This is a genomic window from Nevskia sp. (assembly GCF_051860985.1).
Taxonomy (GTDB): domain Bacteria; phylum Pseudomonadota; class Gammaproteobacteria; order Nevskiales; family Nevskiaceae; genus Nevskia.
This window is the reverse complement of sequence record NZ_JBIMKV010000003.1, coordinates 1-16761: the sequence shown is the minus strand read 5'-3', so window position 1 is coordinate 16761 and position 16761 is coordinate 1. Positions and strand designations below refer to the sequence as shown.

Annotated in this window: 14 protein-coding genes, 1 pseudogene and 1 other annotated feature; of the genes and pseudogenes, 14 read left to right on the top strand and 1 reads right to left on the bottom strand. The window is 62.7% G+C overall.

Annotated features, from left to right (window positions below):
• Positions 1–2: 2 nt before the first annotated feature.
• Positions 3–620 carry an SCO family protein gene (locus tag ACTIGJ_RS03720; protein ID WP_439638942.1) on the bottom strand — a complete coding sequence of 206 codons (618 nt, stop codon included), beginning with the start codon at positions 618–620 and terminating at the stop codon, positions 3–5.
• Between the two features lie 98 nt (positions 621–718).
• Between ACTIGJ_RS03720 and prmB the strand changes: the two genes are divergently transcribed.
• The 14 genes and pseudogenes from prmB to ACTIGJ_RS03650 all read left to right on the top strand — a co-directional run.
• Entirely contained in the window at positions 719–1633 is a 915-nt protein-coding gene (gene prmB / locus ACTIGJ_RS03715) for a 50S ribosomal protein L3 N(5)-glutamine methyltransferase (RefSeq protein WP_439638941.1), read from the top strand.
• Between the two features lie 22 nt (positions 1634–1655).
• A complete protein-coding gene (gene aroC / locus ACTIGJ_RS03710; RefSeq protein WP_439638940.1) occupies positions 1656–2759 on the top strand; it encodes a chorismate synthase in 1104 nt (367 codons plus the stop codon).
• A gap of 186 nt (positions 2760–2945) precedes the next feature.
• Complete coding sequence (locus ACTIGJ_RS03705) at positions 2946–4229, top strand: EAL domain-containing protein (protein WP_439638939.1); 1284 nt, start codon at positions 2946–2948, stop codon at positions 4227–4229.
• A gap of 192 nt (positions 4230–4421) precedes the next feature.
• Positions 4422–5288 carry a hypothetical protein gene (locus ACTIGJ_RS03700; RefSeq protein WP_439638938.1) on the top strand — a complete coding sequence of 289 codons (867 nt, stop codon included), beginning with the start codon at positions 4422–4424 and terminating at the stop codon, positions 5286–5288.
• 232 nt (positions 5289–5520) lie between these two features.
• The gene (locus tag ACTIGJ_RS03695; protein WP_439638937.1) at positions 5521–8442 is read left to right on the top strand and encodes a Tn3 family transposase; all 2922 of its coding nucleotides are present in this window, start codon (positions 5521–5523) and stop codon (positions 8440–8442) included.
• Positions 8443–8766: 324 nt separating this feature from the next.
• Entirely contained in the window at positions 8767–9084 is a 318-nt protein-coding gene (locus ACTIGJ_RS03690) for a helix-turn-helix domain-containing protein (protein WP_295684223.1), read from the top strand.
• Positions 9085–9087: 3 nt separating this feature from the next.
• Positions 9088–10338, top strand: a complete 1251-nt coding sequence (locus ACTIGJ_RS03685) for a type II toxin-antitoxin system HipA family toxin (protein WP_439638936.1) — start codon at positions 9088–9090, stop codon at positions 10336–10338.
• Between the two features lie 724 nt (positions 10339–11062).
• On the top strand, positions 11063–13015 hold the full coding sequence (locus ACTIGJ_RS03680) for a TolC family protein (protein WP_439638935.1): 1953 nt from the start codon (positions 11063–11065) through the stop codon (positions 13013–13015).
• Positions 13016–13061: 46 nt separating this feature from the next.
• Entirely contained in the window at positions 13062–13367 is a 306-nt protein-coding gene (locus tag ACTIGJ_RS03675) for a hypothetical protein (protein ID WP_439638934.1), read from the top strand.
• Complete coding sequence (locus tag ACTIGJ_RS03670) at positions 13367–14869, top strand: multicopper oxidase family protein (protein ID WP_439638933.1); 1503 nt, start codon at positions 13367–13369, stop codon at positions 14867–14869. Before ACTIGJ_RS03675 ends, ACTIGJ_RS03670 begins: the two co-directional genes overlap by 1 nt.
• Before the next feature lie 17 nt (positions 14870–14886).
• Positions 14887–15525: a c-type cytochrome gene (locus tag ACTIGJ_RS03665; protein WP_439638932.1), complete on the top strand. Its 639-nt coding sequence runs from the start codon at positions 14887–14889 to the stop codon at positions 15523–15525.
• Positions 15506–16066 carry a DUF411 domain-containing protein gene (locus ACTIGJ_RS03660; protein ID WP_439638931.1) on the top strand — a complete coding sequence of 187 codons (561 nt, stop codon included), beginning with the start codon at positions 15506–15508 and terminating at the stop codon, positions 16064–16066. The genes ACTIGJ_RS03665 and ACTIGJ_RS03660 overlap by 20 nt, the downstream gene beginning before the upstream one ends.
• A complete protein-coding gene (locus ACTIGJ_RS03655; protein ID WP_439638930.1) occupies positions 16063–16308 on the top strand; it encodes a hypothetical protein in 246 nt (81 codons plus the stop codon). Before ACTIGJ_RS03660 ends, ACTIGJ_RS03655 begins: the two co-directional genes overlap by 4 nt.
• A 47-nt stretch (positions 16309–16355) precedes the next feature.
• A pseudogene (locus ACTIGJ_RS03650) lies at positions 16356–16761 on the top strand (transposase); the annotation flags it as partial.
• Positions 16634–16750 (top strand) — a sequence feature (AL1L pseudoknot). (Overlaps the previous pseudogene by 117 nt.)

The following is a 16761-nucleotide window of genomic DNA, read 5'->3' as shown; positions in this document are numbered from 1 at the left end:
GGTCAGGGTGCGGCAGCGACGATGGCCTTGAGATCGGTCGCCATCGTGTCTGGCTTGAATGGAGGCGTCAGATAACCAGCGACCCGGGCCTGCGGGTCGATCAGGATCAGCGCCGTGGAATGGTCGATCGTGTAGCTCTCCGGCGTCGCGCCGGGCACCTTGGCATAGACGAAGCCGAGATTGGCGCCGAGCTTCTCGAGGCTCGCGGCATCGCCGGTGGCGCCGATGAAGCCGGGATCGAAGAAGCGCAGGTACTGGCCGATCTTCTCCGGCGTGTCGCGTTCCGGATCGACCGACAGGAACAGGAAGCGGATCGCGTCGGCACTGTCGCCGAGTTGGGCCTTGACCGCTTTCAGCTCGGTCAGCGTGGTCGGGCAGACATCCGGGCAGAACGTGAAGCCGGCGAACACCACGGTCCAGTGACCGCCCAGGTCGGCGCGGGTGAACGGTGTGCCGGCGGCCGACTGCAGCGTGAATTCATCGATCGGGCGGGGCGTGCCGAGCAGCGTGCCGGAGGTGATCGACACGCCATGCGGCCGCAGGCTCAGGGTGCCGGCAGCAATGCCCAGCAGCACGGCCAGTCCACCCGCCAGCGCCCACTTCCAGACTCCGTTGCTCACGCCTGTCCACCTGTCCTGTGATTGGCACGGGCCGGATGCGACCCGCATACTTTGCGGATTATCCCGGCTTTCCCGACGCGATGTCCGCTCCTGATGCAGTGCCCGCCGTTCTGTCACCGCTGCGCAGCCTGCGCGATTTCATCCGTTGGGGGGCATCGGAGTTCACCCGCCATGAGCTGCATTTCGGCCACGGTACCGACAACGCGCTCGACGAAGCCTTTCATCTTGTGCTGGCGACGCTGAAGCTGCCGTTCGATCTGCCGGCCGTCTATCTGGAATCCCAGCTGGCCGAGGACGAACGGGCCGCCGTGCATGCGGTGCTGCAGGCGAGGGTAACGAGCCGCAAGCCGGCGCCGTATCTAACCGGCACCGCCTGGTTCTGCGGCCTGCAGTTCGAGATCGACGAACGGGCGCTGATTCCGCGTTCGCCGATCGGCGAGATGATCCAGAGCCAGTTCCAGCCATGGCTGCCGCGTGAGCCGGAACGCATTCTCGATCTCTGTTCCGGTTCCGGCTGCATCGGCATCGCGGCCGCCTATGCGTTCCCGAACGCCACCGTCGACCTGGCCGAGATCGATGCCGGCGCGCTCGACCTGATGGCCCGCAACATCATTCGCCACCATCTCCGGGACCGCGTGCGGCCGGTGGTTGGCGACCTGTTCGCACCGCTGGCCGGCCGACGCTACGACTTGATCGTCAGCAATCCGCCGTACGTGCCGACCGCCGAATGGGCCGCGCTGGCGCCGGAATTCCAGCATGAACCCAAGCTGGCGCTGGAAGCCGGAGCCGATGGCATGGACGTGGTCGAGCGGATTCTCAACGAAGCGCCGTCACACCTGACCGACGACGGCGTGCTGGTCTGCGAGATCGGCGGTTCGGACGACGAATTCGAAGCGCGTTTCCCCGGCATTCCGGTGGCCTGGCCGGAGTTCGAGCGCGGCGGCGACGGCGTGTTCGTGATTGGCCGCGAGGAACTGGCGGGCTGGCTGCGCGGCCGTCGCCGCCGCAAGTAATCACCACGAGATCGAAATCACGATGTCCGGCAATACCTTCGGCAAGCTGTTCTGCGTCACATCCTTTGGCGAAAGCCACGGCCCGGCGATCGGCTGCGTGGTCGACGGCTGTCCGCCGGGGCTGGAACTCTCGGAAGCGGACATCCAGCCGGATCTCGACCGCCGCAAGCCCGGCACCTCGAAGTACGTCACCCAGCGCAAGGAAGCCGACCAGGTACGCATCCTGTCCGGTGTCTACCAGGGCCGCACCACGGGCACGCCGATCGCGCTGCTGATCGAGAACACCGACCAGCGCTCTTACGACTACGACAAGATCAAGGACGTGTTCCGGCCCAACCACGCCGACTACGCCTACGTGCAGAAGTACGGCCTGCGCGATCCGCGCGGCGGAGGGCGCTCGTCAGCCCGGGAAACCGCCGTGCGGGTGGCGGCGGCGGCGATCGCCAAGAAGTGGCTGCGGCAGACGCACGGCATCGAGATCCGCGGCTGGTGCGCGCAGATCGGTGAGCATCCGATGCCGCTGAAGGACTGGACACAGGTCGAGCAGAACCCGTTCTTCTGCGGTGACGCTGCACTGATTCCGACGCTCGAGCACTACATCGACCAGCTGCGCCGCGACGGCGATTCGGTCGGCGCGCGGGTCAATGTCATGGCCACCGGCGTGCCGCCGGGCCTCGGCGAGCCGGTGTTCGACCGCCTGGACGCCGAACTGGCCTTCGGCCTGATGAGCATCAATGCGGTCAAGGGTGTGGAAATCGGCGACGGCTTCGGCGTGGTCAGCCAGCGCGGCACCGAAGGCCGCGACGAAATGACGCCGACCGGTTTCCTGGCCAACCATTCGGGCGGCGTGTCGGGCGGCATTTCCACCGGCCAGGACATCGTCGCGTCGATCGCGATCAAGCCGACCTCCAGCATCACCACGCCGGGCCGCAGCATCGACGCCGACGGCAACGCCGTCGACATGCGCACGACCGGCCGCCACGATCCCTGTGTCGGCATCCGCGCCACGCCGATTGCCGAAGCCATGGTTGCGCTGGTGCTGATCGATCACTGCCTGCGCCATCGCGGCCAGTGCGGCGACGTCCGACCAACGACGCCGGACATTGCGCGCACAGACCGTCGCTGAGACCGGCTGACGGGGCTCGGGCAGCGCGAAAACCCGGGTTCGAAGTGTTTTGAACGGCAATTTCATATGTCCGACAATTACACTTGTCGGACATATGAAACACGCCGAATCATCCAGCGGCAGCATCCGGCGGCCCGGCGGCGGCGCATCGGTTCAAGTCGATACGCGGCCGGACGATACAGCGGCATGATCACCGAACTCGCGTCGTCGCCGACCATCTCCCGGCTCTCCACCGTCATCGCCGACCTCGACCGCGCGTTCGTCGATCCGCGTGCGGTGCTGGTGCATGTCGACATTCGCGGCCTGCGGGCCATCAACCGGATTGCCGACGCTGCCGAGGGCGATCGCGTGATCGCCGCTGTCGACGATGTGCTGCGGCGCTGGAGCGGCCGTAACGGCCACGCAACGCGGCTGTGGAGCAACGAGTTCGTCGCCATCAAGCCGATCGACCACACGCAGATGGCGGTTGATGAAGCGACCGACCTGCGCGACCGCCTGGCGACGCTGCAATACCGCTCCAGCCTTGGCGAGAACCCGGTGTCGGTATCGATCGGCGTCCAGGTGATCGCCCAGGGGCTCGATTGGGCCGAGGCGTTGCGGGTGGTCGGCGAAGCCAGCCAGCAAAGCAAGCTGCGCGGCCTGAACCAGATCGTCATCCATAACGGCGACGGCCCGCGCCGCGTCAAAGGCCCGGCCAGCGCCGCCGCCGTCACCGAATTCCGGCGTCTGCTCGCCAACGGCCGCCTGGCGTTGCATCCGCAGCCGATCATGGACATCCATCACGCCGAACCACGGCTGCGCAAGGCGGAATTCCTGCTGCGCATGGAAAAGAAAGGCGTCCACATGCCGGTGCCGGCCGGCACCATCGAAACGCTCGAATACTTCGGGCTGGTCAGCGAACTGGACCGCTTTTCCAGCCATTCCATCCTCGACTGGCTCGCCGACAACCGCAGCGCGCTCGACCGCCTGCACAGCGTGTCGATCAACCTGTCGGCGCGCTCGATCGTCGACGGTCGCCTGATGGACGATCTGCTGCGCGAAGTCCGCAATGCCCAGTTGCCGCCGGGCAAGCTGTGCTTCGAGATCACCGAAACCGCCGCGATCGAAAACCTTGAAGTCGCCGCCGACGTGATCCAGACCTTCCGCGCCATCGGCTGCGGTTTCAGCCTCGATGACTTCGGCTCCGGCCTGTGCTCGTTCGGCTACCTGCAGAGCCTGCCGGTCGACGAGGTGAAGATCGACGGCTGCTTCATCAAGGAAGTCGCACAGGCCGGCGCCTCGCGGGAGATCGTCCGCGCCATTCACCAGGTTGCCCATGCCACCGGCAAGCGCACGGTGGCCGAATTCGTCGACGATCCGCGCAAGCTCGCCGCGCTGCGCGAGATCGGCGTCGACTATGCCCAAGGCTGGCTGTTCTACCCGACGGTCACGCCGGAAAAGTTCCTCGAACTGCTCGCGCTGCGCGACTGATCCCTGCCCTCGCCGCCCGCCGGCTGGCTGCTTCCTGGCGGCGGCTACCATGCGGCCTCGCGACATAAATCTTTCTTAAACAGCGTCTTGGGCTTCAATTGAAGTCCATTTGAATTCCGATGGAATTCCGATAGGACTTGCCGACACGCCGACCGGATGGTGCTGCCACGCCCTTCCCGCCGAGCGTGAGCCATGAATCCTGCCAGCAGCGTCTACGACGCCGACCTGTGTCATTCCCCCCTGCCGTCCATCCCGCTGCTGTCGCCAGCAGCGGCCTCTGCGCCGGTTCGCCGCCGCCAGCCGCGACTGTCGGTCGAACTGGTGTCCGGCGAGCGCCTGCGCCGCAACAGCTGGCTGCAGACCGAACTGGCGCTGATCGCCGCGCCCAGCTACGACGATGCCAGCGCCATCCTGGCGCGCGAGGTGGCAGCCTGCACGCACCTCTACATCGGCCGCGACAGCGCCGGGCTGCTGGCTGGCTTTTTCATGACCGGTCGCGAGCTGATGCCGGCGGCGCTTGGCCCGCCGCTGGTCCATGTCGGTTGGAGCGCCACCCGCCACGACCTGAAGAACAGCGGCGCGACGATGGCGCTGTTCGAGCGCTGCATCCGCGATGTGCAGCGCTGGGAACGGCGCATCGGCCGGCGCGCGCTGCTGTGGTCGACCACGGCATCGCCGACGATCTATCTCGGCGTATCGCGCTACCTGGCCGAGGTCGAGCCGGCCGCCGACGGGCACTACAGCCGCGAGGGCGCCCATTACGCACGCCGGCTGCGCGAGCGCCTCGGTGCGCCGCCGCCGGTCGACGGCGGCCATCCGTTCGTGCTGCACGGCGTCGCCCGCGCCACCCGGTACTCGCTGGCCGAGCGTCAGCGCATCGCCCGCATCTGCGATCGCAAGGGTTTTTCGCTGTTCACGCGGCTCGACATCGACGAGCAGCGCGAAGACCGGCTGATCTTCATCGCCCGGACGCCGGATGACATCGGCACCACGCTGTCGCGTGCCTCGGCGCTGGCCCTGGCGCGGCGCGATCGCAACGAACGCCGCCGGAGCGCCTGATGGGGTTATCTGGTTGAAGAAGGAAAAAGCGGCGGTTTGCGATTCTTTATAAATCAATGACTTACAAGCATTATTTTCAGATAACCTATAATAATCAATAGGTTATGGTAGCCCCCTAAGTTTGCGGGCAAGCGAAACCCACAGACTGGTCGGTCCGAAGACCGGACCGGGTTCAGTATTTATTCCCAGAGCGCGCTGATACATTCGGGTAACTCCGTCACAGGGGATGCCAGTGTCGCAGTGGAAAGAACGGTTTCTCGGGATCGATGAACTGCCCGGCGAATTGACTCCCTTTGAGATGGAAGAGTTTTTCACGCTCGCCCCCAAGGACATCGAGGCGATCTGCGCGGGGTTCAACAAGCAGTTCAGGATTGCTGTTGCGATCCAGCTGGGGTTTGTCCGGCTGTCTGGTGGCCGACTCAACTCCTTCAATACCCTCCCCCGACCGCTGCTGAAGTTCGTTGGTGATCAGTTAGGCTTGGAAGCGCCGTCTATCGCTTCAATTCGAGGGATCTACAAACGCAAGAATACCCGCATTCAACATCAAGCCTGGGCGATGACCTATCTGGGAATCCAGGCCATTACCAAAAGGCAGGAAGCCATGCTGCTCGCTGCCATGAGGGCTGCGAGCAATGGCACGAGTTCGGTTGACCGGCTGATAGATCTCGCCTGTCGATGGCTGGTGGATCGCAAGGTGCTGATCCCTGGTCTTTATGCGATTCGGGAACTTTGCGTCCGAGCTTCAAGTGATACCGAGCAGTCCACCTATGTCACGATCTGCAAGGCGACGACGCCGGAGCAACGCCAAGTATGGGCAGATGCGCTGCTCGCCAGCCGCAAAGACGGTCGCTCCACCCTGGAATGGTTGCAAAGCGCGCCCCGGCGACGCTCCCCGAAAAATGTTGCGTCGATATTCGAGAAGATCGACTTTCTGACCAGCCTTGGCATCCACGCGGTCGAGCTACCCGGTGTTTCCTCGCAGCGACTACAGGACTATGCGCGCCTGATGCAGCAGCGAAGCCCGCGAAGCTTCAAGCGTCTGAAGCTGGAATCGCAAATCCTGCAGCTGGTGTCATTTCTCAAGGTCAGTCTCAGCCAAGCCTCAGATGCCGCTATCCAGCTGACCGGCAAGATGACCTCCGACATTGTCAGCCGCGCGGCCCAGAACGTAAAAAAGGCAGATGCCACCACCGTCGTAAGCTATCGCGAGGCACTGACCGCCATCTTCGGCATGGCGAACAACGAAAAGCTTGAGGCAACTGCGCTGCGCGAGAAAATTCTCGAATTTCAGCAGACCTTCGGCGACAAGGTGTTCCCGACACGGGCAGCAGCAGTGCGTTCGGAATTGGTCGATCAGAACAAGTCGATCCGCCCACTTCTCAAGCGGCTGGCCAATCTGGATGTCAAAGGCAACGACGACGACAAAGGTCTCGCCGGGCTCGGCACCCTCCGCGATCTCTACGAGAAAAACCGCACGGCCCTGCCGGACCACGTAAAGGGGCATTCCAAACTCTGGGAACCGCTGGTTGGGGAGCAGGCGGATCGCGAGCGCGCGATGCGCGCGTTCGAGGCAGAGACCCTTTTGAATCTCAGGAAAGGCTTCCGTCGTGGCAGCTGCTGGGTGGACTACAGCAACACTTTCCGTGATCGCGACCATCTGCTGATTCCGGCTGCAGAGTGGGAAAAACAGAAGCGTCGTCACTATGGCCTGCTGCGTCTCCCCCACAACGTCGACGACTATCTCAATCCCTTAATCAAGGCCGCTGAGCAAGGGCTTAAAGCAGTCGCTTCGGCGCTGAGGCGCGGCGAGCTGGACATCAAGGAAAACGACATCAGCCTCGACCGTCTTGAGGCCGAGGGAGAGGCGCCCGAAGTCGCCGCAGTGCGCCTCATGATCGATCAGGAGATCGGCAGCATCCAGCTGCCTGAGCTGATGCTTGAGATGGATGTGCTGACGCGGTTTTCCAAAGCACTGCAAGGCCGGCTTCCAAGAAGCGATCGCGAGTTGCTCCTGAATTACGCTGGCGTCCTGGGTTTGGGCACAGACATGACAGCTTCGGGTGTCGCCATGATGGTGACGGAGCTGACTTCAGCGGATGTCGCAGGCGCGATGAAGGGCTTGGAGTTTGATAACGCCATCGACAAGGCCAATACCCTCGTCCTGGAGTTCATCAACCAGCTGCCGATCATCGCGATGTGGGGCGACGGCAAGTCGGCGTCTTCCGACATGATGAGCCTGACAACCTCCCGGCATCTCTGGAACGCACGGCTTGATCCGCGCCGCCAGACGCCTTCGGTGGGCATGTACACCCATGTGCATGATCGCTGGTCGATCATCTACCACCAGCCAATTGTGCTCGGCGAACGCCAAGCTGGTGTCGCCATTGAAGGCGTCATTCGTCAGACCCAGCTCGACCTGAATCGTCTGGCTGTCGACACCCATGGCTACACCGACGTGGCGATGGCTGTTTCCCACGGTCTGGGATTCGACCTCTGCCCGCGCCTCCGCAACTTGCGCGAGCGGCGCTTGACGGTGCCGCGAGGCATGGCCGTTCCTGAATCCATCAAGGAGGTGGTCGATTCGACCCTTAATCTCGAACATGTGCGCGCCCACTGGGACGATCTGGTGCGGGTTCTAGCTTCCATCAGCAATGGAACAATCAGTGCCGTCACTGCCCTGCAGCGATTTGGGTCTGCGGCCCAGGGCGATCCGATCTACCGGGCTGCCCAGCAGTTGGGTCGCCTGCTGCGGACCATTTACCTCTGCGACTATTTCACCAATCCGATCTTTCGGCGCGAGATCACACGGCTTTTGAATCGCGGCGAGCATGTTCACACGCTCCAGCATGCGATCCATCTCGGGGCTGTGCGGCATGACCGCGGTCGCCGTCCTGACGAGATGATTGCCATCTCTGGCGCCCTCACTTTGCTTTCCAACCTGGTGATCGCCTGGCAGGCGAATCGCATGCAAACTGCTGTCACATCGCTTGAGGCCAAAGGGGTCTCGGTCAGCAAAGAAATGCTGCGCCACATCAGTCCGGTTCGGTATTCCAGCGTCAATTTCCGGGGCACATTCCGTTTCCCGATCGATCGCTACCGGCAGTCGCTGATCATCGATGGGGCTCCGAGCCTTAAGGTCATTCGGTCCAACTAAAAGCCTGAGGTCGATCATCCGAATTTGAAGCCACCATTGGCCAGCACGCGCCCGTCTCGTAGACGTACGGTACTCCTTGAGGGGGTTGCGGTCGCGGAATCTTGGAAACGGCGACGACTGCGGACGGATTTCGCTTGACTCACTTGCGCGTGCCGATGACGGCATCGCGATGGGCGTCGTCGACCGATGCCGCTGTGCACTCGGCCGGGGTGATCTTGCGGCGCAGCGATCGACGAGCACACCAAGGCACGATCGCATCGTCGGCTTGTTTAATGGGTGCTATAGTTACCCTTAAACAATAATTTATGTATTATTGAAGCCATTATGGAAGCGATCAAATATCCTGCCAGTGTCCTCTCCCTTGCCTCGCGATTCGGAGAACTGATGCGGCTTGCTCGTGCCGAGCGGGGCTGGACGCAGACCGAAATGGCGGAGCGACTGCGCGTTTCTGGCACCACGATCAAGAAGATCGAATCCGGAGCACCGGGTACCGCTTTCGGCACCATCATCGAAGCATGCAACCTGCTGGGGCTGTCCCCAGACCCAGCGGCAGGAAGCAACGAGGACGTGCGGCAGCACGCTCTGAAGTACGCGCCGAAAAGGGTTCGACGAAAGCTTTCGCGGCCCGAGCTTGACGTTTGACCGATGAAAGCCATTGGCTCGTACGTCTGGATCTGGCTGCCAGGAGATGGCAATCCAACTCTGTGCGGGTTCTTGCGTTGGCAGGGGCGTGCAGCCGATTTCGCGTATGTGAAGAGCTATCAGACCAACGCACGCGCCATCTCCGTGCTACCTGACTGGCCGATAGCGAAAGGCTCGGATTCCCTTTACCCGGCTCAAGACGATGCGTTGCCCGGCTTTATCGCCGATGTCGCCCCAGGGCGCTGGGCCGAATTCGTGCTCGAACGATTGAACGGCGCGAAAGCGAATGCCTACGAACGCTTGCTTCAGGGGGTGCACGCGCAGACGGGTGCGCTTGAATTCGGGCCAAGTCACCGCGAGCCGCCTGCCGATGACAGCAACGCATTCGATTTCGAGACCATCGCCTCAGCGGTAGCCGACCTTGATGCAGAGCGTCCGGTCGATCCCCGACTCCGAGCCGTCTTTCGGCACGGCCCCAGTCTGGGCGGTCGTCGGCCCAAGGCAACGATCGCGATCGACGGCGAACCCTGGATCGGCAAATTCTGCAGCGTGCAAGATCGCGGTCCGGAACCGCCGCGGATGGAAGCTTTCGGTCTGACACTGGCCCGGGACTGCGGCCTCGATGTGCCGGATTTCAAGCTGGTCGAAGCTGTCGGAAAGCCAGTGCTTCTGGTCAAACGATTCGACCGGCAGTCTGGGGGTCGTCGGCATCATGTGCTCTCGGCGCGCACGCTTCTCAATCTCAGTGAACGTCAGAGCCTGATCGACGGCTCTTATGTGTCGATTGCTCAACAGTTGCGCCGCCACGGGCTCAGACCCGACGAAGCATCCCGCTGGTTTGATCGCATGCTGTTCAATGTCGCGATCGGCAACACGGACGACCATCCCTTGAATCATCTGTTTGGATGGGACGGACGTCATTTGTCGCTCATGCCCGCGTTCGATCTTGAGCCTCAGCTCAGTGCAGCCGAGGACCGCTTGCATGAGATGGTCATCGGTCGGGCTGGAAAAGAAGGCTCGCTGGAGAACGTCCTGTCGCAGCACGCAGAGTTTGGCTTGCGGCGTGATCAAGCAGAGGAGCGGGTTCAGAGAATGCTCGCCGTCATTCGTTCAAATTGGCGCCAGGCATTGGAAATGGTCGACCTGCCCGACACCTCGTCAGTTCGATACGCGTTGATGGCCAGTGCTCGCGAACATCCAGCTACTCGTGGTGACAATGAGGGTGAGGACCAAGGCGCGTCGATGTCGATGTGATCAGCGCTGCGCCTGAGCTCGCTCCGATCAATGACGCGGCTTGACTCTGGACTATGGTCCAAGGTTTACAGTGTTGCCATGGCAGGTCAGCTGGTTGATCCGCTCGGTGGCGGTCTCGCAACGGCCGTCAATCTTGAACTTCGTTGCACACCCTGCCGATTTCGGTTCAGACTGCCGCTATGCGATTCCTCCGTACCTTGCTGACCGTGCTGCTGGCCTTGAGCTTCTCGCTCCAGGCTGCCGGTGGCATGGCCCGAGGTAAGTGCGATCACACGTCGAGAACGTCGCACCAGGGAGCTGCGGGTCACATAGCTCTTGCCTCGGCCGATGACCCTCATAAGGGACATCACATGGCCGGTCATGTCATGTCCGGTGACGGTACTGACAAGCCATCAACAGAAAAGGGCCCTGGCTGTACCTGCGACTGCTCGTGCCAGGTCGGTCATTGCGCCAGCCATGGCACGATCTCGGTGGCAAAGTCATCTCAATTCGTTTTGACAGGTCTAGGCGACGATGTTCGCCTACCGCTGATCGTCGTCAATCTGACCGCCGCGCACGGGTCAGGTCTGTTGCGTCCACCCAGTATCGCCTGATGTGAAGCCGCGGTCGGCGGCGACGGGTTTCCGTTGCCGTTCGACGCCTCGCTCACCGGGTTCTCCTTGTTTCTCTGGAGCCCCGTCGTCAGGTTGGTCTGGAGGTTCTTGTGTTTTCCATTCGATTTTCCGTGTCCGCGAGCCTGCTCGCGTTGACGCTGGCTGGCTGTGCCAGCCTCCCCGCGGACTGGGGACGCCCTGAGGTCGCGAAGCTGACCGCCGACCGTGGTCGAGCGCTTCCGCAGCCCTCAGATATCGCAGCATTCAACCGCGAGTTGCTCGAAAAGCCGCTGACAGCAACCGCTGCGGTGCAACTGGCGCTGGTCAACAACCCCGCAGTCCGTGCCGAGACCGCACGGTTGGGCTTTGCGGCCGCAGATGTCTACGAAGCGGGCCGTCTTGCCAATCCGGTGTTCTCGTTTGCACTGTTAACCCCGGGGCCACCCGATGCGGTCGCGCGTCAGGTCACGCTCGGCGTCGCCGTCAGCTTCATCGACCTGCTGTTCCTTCCAGCCCGTCAGCGCTATGCCGACACTCAGTTCGAAGCCGCGAAGCTGTCGGTCGGCTCCGTCGCCATCAATCTTGCTGCCGACACCGAGCGCGCCTGGTACGAAGCTGTCGGTGCCCAGCAGCTCGCCGTGATGAGGGAAACCGTTTCGAAGGCGACCCGCGCTTCGGCTGATCTGGCTCAACGATTCGTCGACGCCGGCACCTTGTCCAAGCGAGAGCTGGCGCTGGAACAGGCTGCTGCCAGCCAGGCCTATCTGGATCTGATCGGTGCTCAGGCGAAAGCTGTGGAAACGCGTACGGCGCTCATTCGCCTGATGGGCCTACCAGCGGTCGACGACCGCTGGGTACTCGATGCCCGGCTCGCCGAGCCGCTGATCGATGAAGACTCGACCGACGAGTTGCTGAAGCTCGCGGTCGACGGGCGGCTCGACGTTGCAGCCGCTGACAAGCGCGCTGCGGCTTTCGCCGCTCGCTACCGGCTGGAACGCCATTCCCGCCTGGTCGACAACATCCAGATCGGCTACCAGCGGCAGAAGGATTACGACGGCAGCGTCAACGACGGCCCGACGCTGTCACTCGGCATCCCGATCTTCAACTGGGGCAGCGGTCGTGTCGCCGCCGCGCAAGCCCAACTCCAGCAGGCGGAAGCCGAACTCGACAGTCTGGTGCTTGATCGCGCCAACGACATCAAGCTGGCGCAGGCGCAGGTCCTGGCAGCCAAGGCGCGTGCCACTGGCTACCGCACGCAGCTGATCCCGCAGCGCGAAGAAGTCGTCGCCAGGATGCAGCAGGAAGTGAACTTCATGTTCATCGGCATCTTCGAACTGCTGGTCGCCAAGCAGCAGGAATACGACGCCTACGCGGGGTATCTGGAGTCGGTACGCGACTACTGGATAGCCCGTGTCGAGCTGGCCCGCGCCGTCGGTCGGAACCTCCCGAGCAGCGCCCAAGCTGCACAGCCGGTGCTCGATCCGGTGCAACTGATCGTTCCCAAGAGCGGCGGCATGGATCACAGCCAGCATTCGATGGGGGGCATGTCGACGGACATGCCGGGTATGGACGGCACGCAGGGCATGGACCATTCCCAGATGGGAAAGCCTGCCACTCCCGAGGCGGCGCCGGCTTCGAGCAACCCCCACGCCGGCCACACCATGGGCGGCATGACTAACAAGGAGCCCGCTGCCGACAAGATGCGCGGCATGGACATGAAGGACATGCCCGACATGAAGGGTATGGACCACTCCCAGATGGGAAAGCCAACCACTCCCGAATCAGCACCGGCTTCGGGCAACCCTCACGCCGGCCATGACATGGGCGGCATGCAGCTGAAAACGGAAGCACCGCCGGACTGCGCGTCGATGAAGACGATGAACCTGTCAAAGCTCGACCCGACCGTCGTCAAAGCGATGCGCGAGCAGTGCAAGGGTTCCGGAAAAGCCGGGAGCGCAGCCCCCGTCAGCGCCGATCCGCATGCCGGCCACGACATGAAAGACATGCCGATGAAAGACATGGATCACGGCACCCCGAACAACAGCGAACCGGCGACTACGCCGAAGCCCCCGCATGAGCACTGAAATTTTCATCCCTGGCGCATTGCGCCGATCCCACTGGAGTTTTGCCATGAACCACAGCACCCGCTTTCTCTCGATCCTCGCACTGACCGTCTCGATGCCGCTCGCTTACGCCCATGACCCCAAGGAGCATGCCAAGGAAGCAGCAGCAGCCAAGGCGGCCCCCGACTGCGCCGCGATGAAGGACATGGATCACTCGAAGATGGACCCGAAGGACCCGGTCATGAAAGCCATGATGGCCAAGTGCAGCGGCGCCATGAACCACGATGACATGAAGGGCATGGACCACTCGAAGACACCGGCCAGCCCGGCCGCGCCCGACGCCCCGGCGCACGGCGCTCACGGGAGTCACTGATGGACGAGACAACGCCTAAGGGGCTCACACGACGCCATCTGTTGCAGATTGCCGGAGGTGCCGGTCTGATGGCCGGCGCGCCGCATCTCGCCCAGGCACAGCACGAAGGGCATGACATGTCGGCCATGGCCGGCATGAAGATTCCGGCTGACGAAGCGATACCGACCGCTGCCGAGCCACCGCCAACAGCCCTGCGCCGCCATCCGCAGGGCTATCTGCCGGTGCGCACACTAAACGGCTGGACGCTGCCCTACAAGCTCAACGGCGGCGTCAAGGAATTCCACTTGGTTGCTGAAGAAATCGAGCACGAATTCGCGCCCGGCTCGCGGGCGATCTGCTGGGGCTACAACGGCACCACGCCGGGGCCGACGATCGAAGTGGTCGAGGGCGACCGCGTGCGGATCTTCGTCACCAACACCCTCAAGGAATGGACCAGCGTCCACTGGCACGGCATCGACTTGCCCAGCGGCTACGACGGCGTTGGCGGCCTCAATCAGCCGCACATCAATCCCGGCGAAACCTTCGTTTACGAGTTCACGCTGAAGCAGCACGGCACGCACATGTATCACCCGCATGCCGATGAAATGACCCAGATGGCATTCGGCATGATGGGGCTGTTCATCATTCACCCGAAGGCCGGTGAAGAGCTGACGATCGACCGGGACTACGCTTTCCTGCTGCACAACTGGGCGTTGCATCCCGGCACTTACCGGCCGGACCCGGCGGTCATGCAGGATTTCGATCTCTGGACCTTCAACAGCAAGGTGTTTCCGGCGATCGAGAATCTGGTGATGCGTACCGGCGAGCGCATGCGCATCCGCATGGGCAACCTGTCGATGTGGAATCACCCGATCCACCTGCATAGCAATCCTTTCTGGGTGACAGGCTCGGATGGCGGCCGCTGGCCACGCAACCAATGGCGTCGCGAAGTGACCGAGATCGTTGGTGTCGGCCAGATGCGCGACATCGAATTCGTTGCCACCGAACCCGGCGACTGGGCGTTCCATTGCCACATGGCCCATCACACGATGGGGCCGATGGGCCATGTCGTCCCGAACACCTTCGGCGTCGACCAGAGCGGGGTTGAGGCCGACATCCGCCAGATGCTGCCGGGCTACGCCGCGATGGGCGCCAATGGCATGGCCGAACACGCTGGCCACGTATCGATGGGGCTTCAGGGACCGGAGAACACGTTGCCGATGATGAGCGGCGAAGGCCAGTTCGGTCCCATCGAAATGGGCGGCATGTTCACGGTGGTCAAGGTCCGCGATGGCCAGAAGCCCGGCGATTTTACCGACCCCGGCTGGTATCGCTTTCCGAAGGACAAGATCGCGCGCGTGGTCAGCAAAGATCCGAACTTCGGCACCCCTGAGCGCCGACAGCCTTACGCGAAGTCCACCTCTGGCCCACTGGCGCGGCCGACTCTTCCGAAGGCTGAGTCAATGCCAGGAATGGATCACTCGTCCATGCCCGGGATGGTTCACTCGAAGCACGGACAATGAGCTGAAGGAAAGAAGCCATGAAGACTGTCAAAACGCTCCTAGTCACCGTCTTGCTCGGTGGTCTTGCCGGGCTCGCGGTCCTGTATTTGGGTCTTTATCCGATGGGGGCCGACGTGCCGCATAACCGTCTTACTTATTGGGCGCTCGAAACCATGCGTGAGCGCTCCATCGCCCGCGCAATCCGTGATATCGAGGTGCCACCGCTCGACGACGCGGGCTTGTTGCTCGCCGGCGGCGAGGACTACAACGACATGTGTACGGGTTGTCATCTGAAGCCAGGCAAGACCGAATCCGAGTTAACCCTTGGGCTCTATCCGCAACCCCCGAATCTGGCGATGAGCGCTGCGGCGCATCACCATGTCGAGGCGGGTAAAGGTAGCGGTCATGGCGACACGAAGGCCAGCGCCGCTCGCCAGTTCTGGATCATCAAGCACGGCATCAAAGCCAGCGGCATGGCCGCGTTCGGTGCCACCCATGACGATGGAAGGATCTGGGCGATGGTCGCCTTCTTGCAGAAATTGCCGGAGCTGACACCCGCGCAGTACCAGATCCTGACAGCGAGAAATTCGGTGGAGCCTGCCGAGGACGCAAGTCCGGCTGAACCTTTGGCCGCTGGCGCACCTGAAGCATCCGGCCATGAAAGCCATCGTCATTGATCACACGGAGCCGCTCATGTCGAATCGAATTCCATGCCTGATCCACACCGGCTGCCTGCTTCTAGTCAGCCTGATCCTCGCGGCCTGCAAACCGGGCGCTGAGCCGGTTTCCGCTGCGACTGCCGGCCCCCTGGTCGAAGTCTGGAAAAGCCCGACCTGTTCGTGTTGCTCGAAATGGGTGGAGCACTTAAAGGCCAATGGTTTCCGGGTCGAGGTCCACAACGAAGGGCAGATGAATCCGCTGAAAACCAAGCTCGGCATCCCGCAGGGGCTCGCGTCCTGCCACACCGCGCGCGTCGACGGATATCTGGTCGAAGGACACGTCCCTGCATCGGACATCAAACGCTTGCTTGCCGAACGTCCTGCCGGCCGCGGCATCGCGGTGCCGGACATGCCGATCGGCTCGCCCGGCATGGAACAGGGTGATCGACAGGACCCGTTTGATGTCGTCCTGTTTGGCGACAACGATCAACACCAAGTGTTCTCGAAGCATGGGGACGGCCAAGCCGGCAACGCAACAGCAAGGAGACCACAGCCGTGAGTTCACCCCGAGAATTGACCGGGGACGCTTCAGCTTGGACTTGTCCGGTGTTGGGCGGGTTCGGCCCGAACCTCACGGGCCGTCTCGGCAACGATTTCCTGAGTATCGAGCAGCAAGTCAACCTCTATCATCTGATGAGTCAAGTGATTGCTTACAGAGTTCCCGGCGAAGCCTTGGAGGTGGGACCAGCGACTGGCACTTCGGCAGTCATGCTTCAGGGCATCCTGGATGTCGAGGCCTGAACCGCCCCGTCTTTCTCGGAGGCTTCAAACCTTGAGAGGATGAAGCCATGAACAAGTTGACGCGTTACGCACCGGAGGTGCGAGATCGGGCGGTCCGGATGGTGCTGGAGCATCGGGATGAGTACCCGTCGCAGTGGGCGGCGATCGAGTCGGTAGCGGGGAAGATTGGCTGCAAGGCCGAGACGCTGCGACAGTGGCTGCGTCAGGCCGAGCGAGATGCCGGTGTTCGCCCCGGGCCGACAACGAGCGAGACCGAGCGGATCAAGCAGTTGGAGCGCGAAGTTCGCGAGCTCCGGCAGGCCAACGAGATCTTGCGGAAGGCGTCCGCGTTTTTTGCGCAGGCGGAGCTCGACCGCCCGTTTCGGCGATGAAGGCGTTCATCGACGCCCATCGCGAGGTCCACGGCGTTGAGCCGATCTGCCGAGTCTTGCCGATCGCACCGTCGACCTACTA

Coding starts and splice junctions, on each gene's coding strand:
- ACTIGJ_RS03670 (WP_439638933.1), top strand. CDS start 13,367: ATGGACGAGACAACGCCTAAGGGGCTCACACGACGCCATCTGTTGCAG.
- ACTIGJ_RS03705 (WP_439638939.1), top strand. CDS start 2,946: ATGATCACCGAACTCGCGTCGTCGCCGACCATCTCCCGGCTCTCCACC.
- ACTIGJ_RS03665 (WP_439638932.1), top strand. CDS start 14,887: ATGAAGACTGTCAAAACGCTCCTAGTCACCGTCTTGCTCGGTGGTCTT.
- ACTIGJ_RS03690 (WP_295684223.1), top strand. CDS start 8,767: ATGGAAGCGATCAAATATCCTGCCAGTGTCCTCTCCCTTGCCTCGCGA.
- aroC (WP_439638940.1), top strand. CDS start 1,656: ATGTCCGGCAATACCTTCGGCAAGCTGTTCTGCGTCACATCCTTTGGC.
- ACTIGJ_RS03700 (WP_439638938.1), top strand. CDS start 4,422: ATGAATCCTGCCAGCAGCGTCTACGACGCCGACCTGTGTCATTCCCCC.
- ACTIGJ_RS03660 (WP_439638931.1), top strand. CDS start 15,506: ATGAAAGCCATCGTCATTGATCACACGGAGCCGCTCATGTCGAATCGA.
- ACTIGJ_RS03675 (WP_439638934.1), top strand. CDS start 13,062: ATGAACCACAGCACCCGCTTTCTCTCGATCCTCGCACTGACCGTCTCG.
- ACTIGJ_RS03685 (WP_439638936.1), top strand. CDS start 9,088: ATGAAAGCCATTGGCTCGTACGTCTGGATCTGGCTGCCAGGAGATGGC.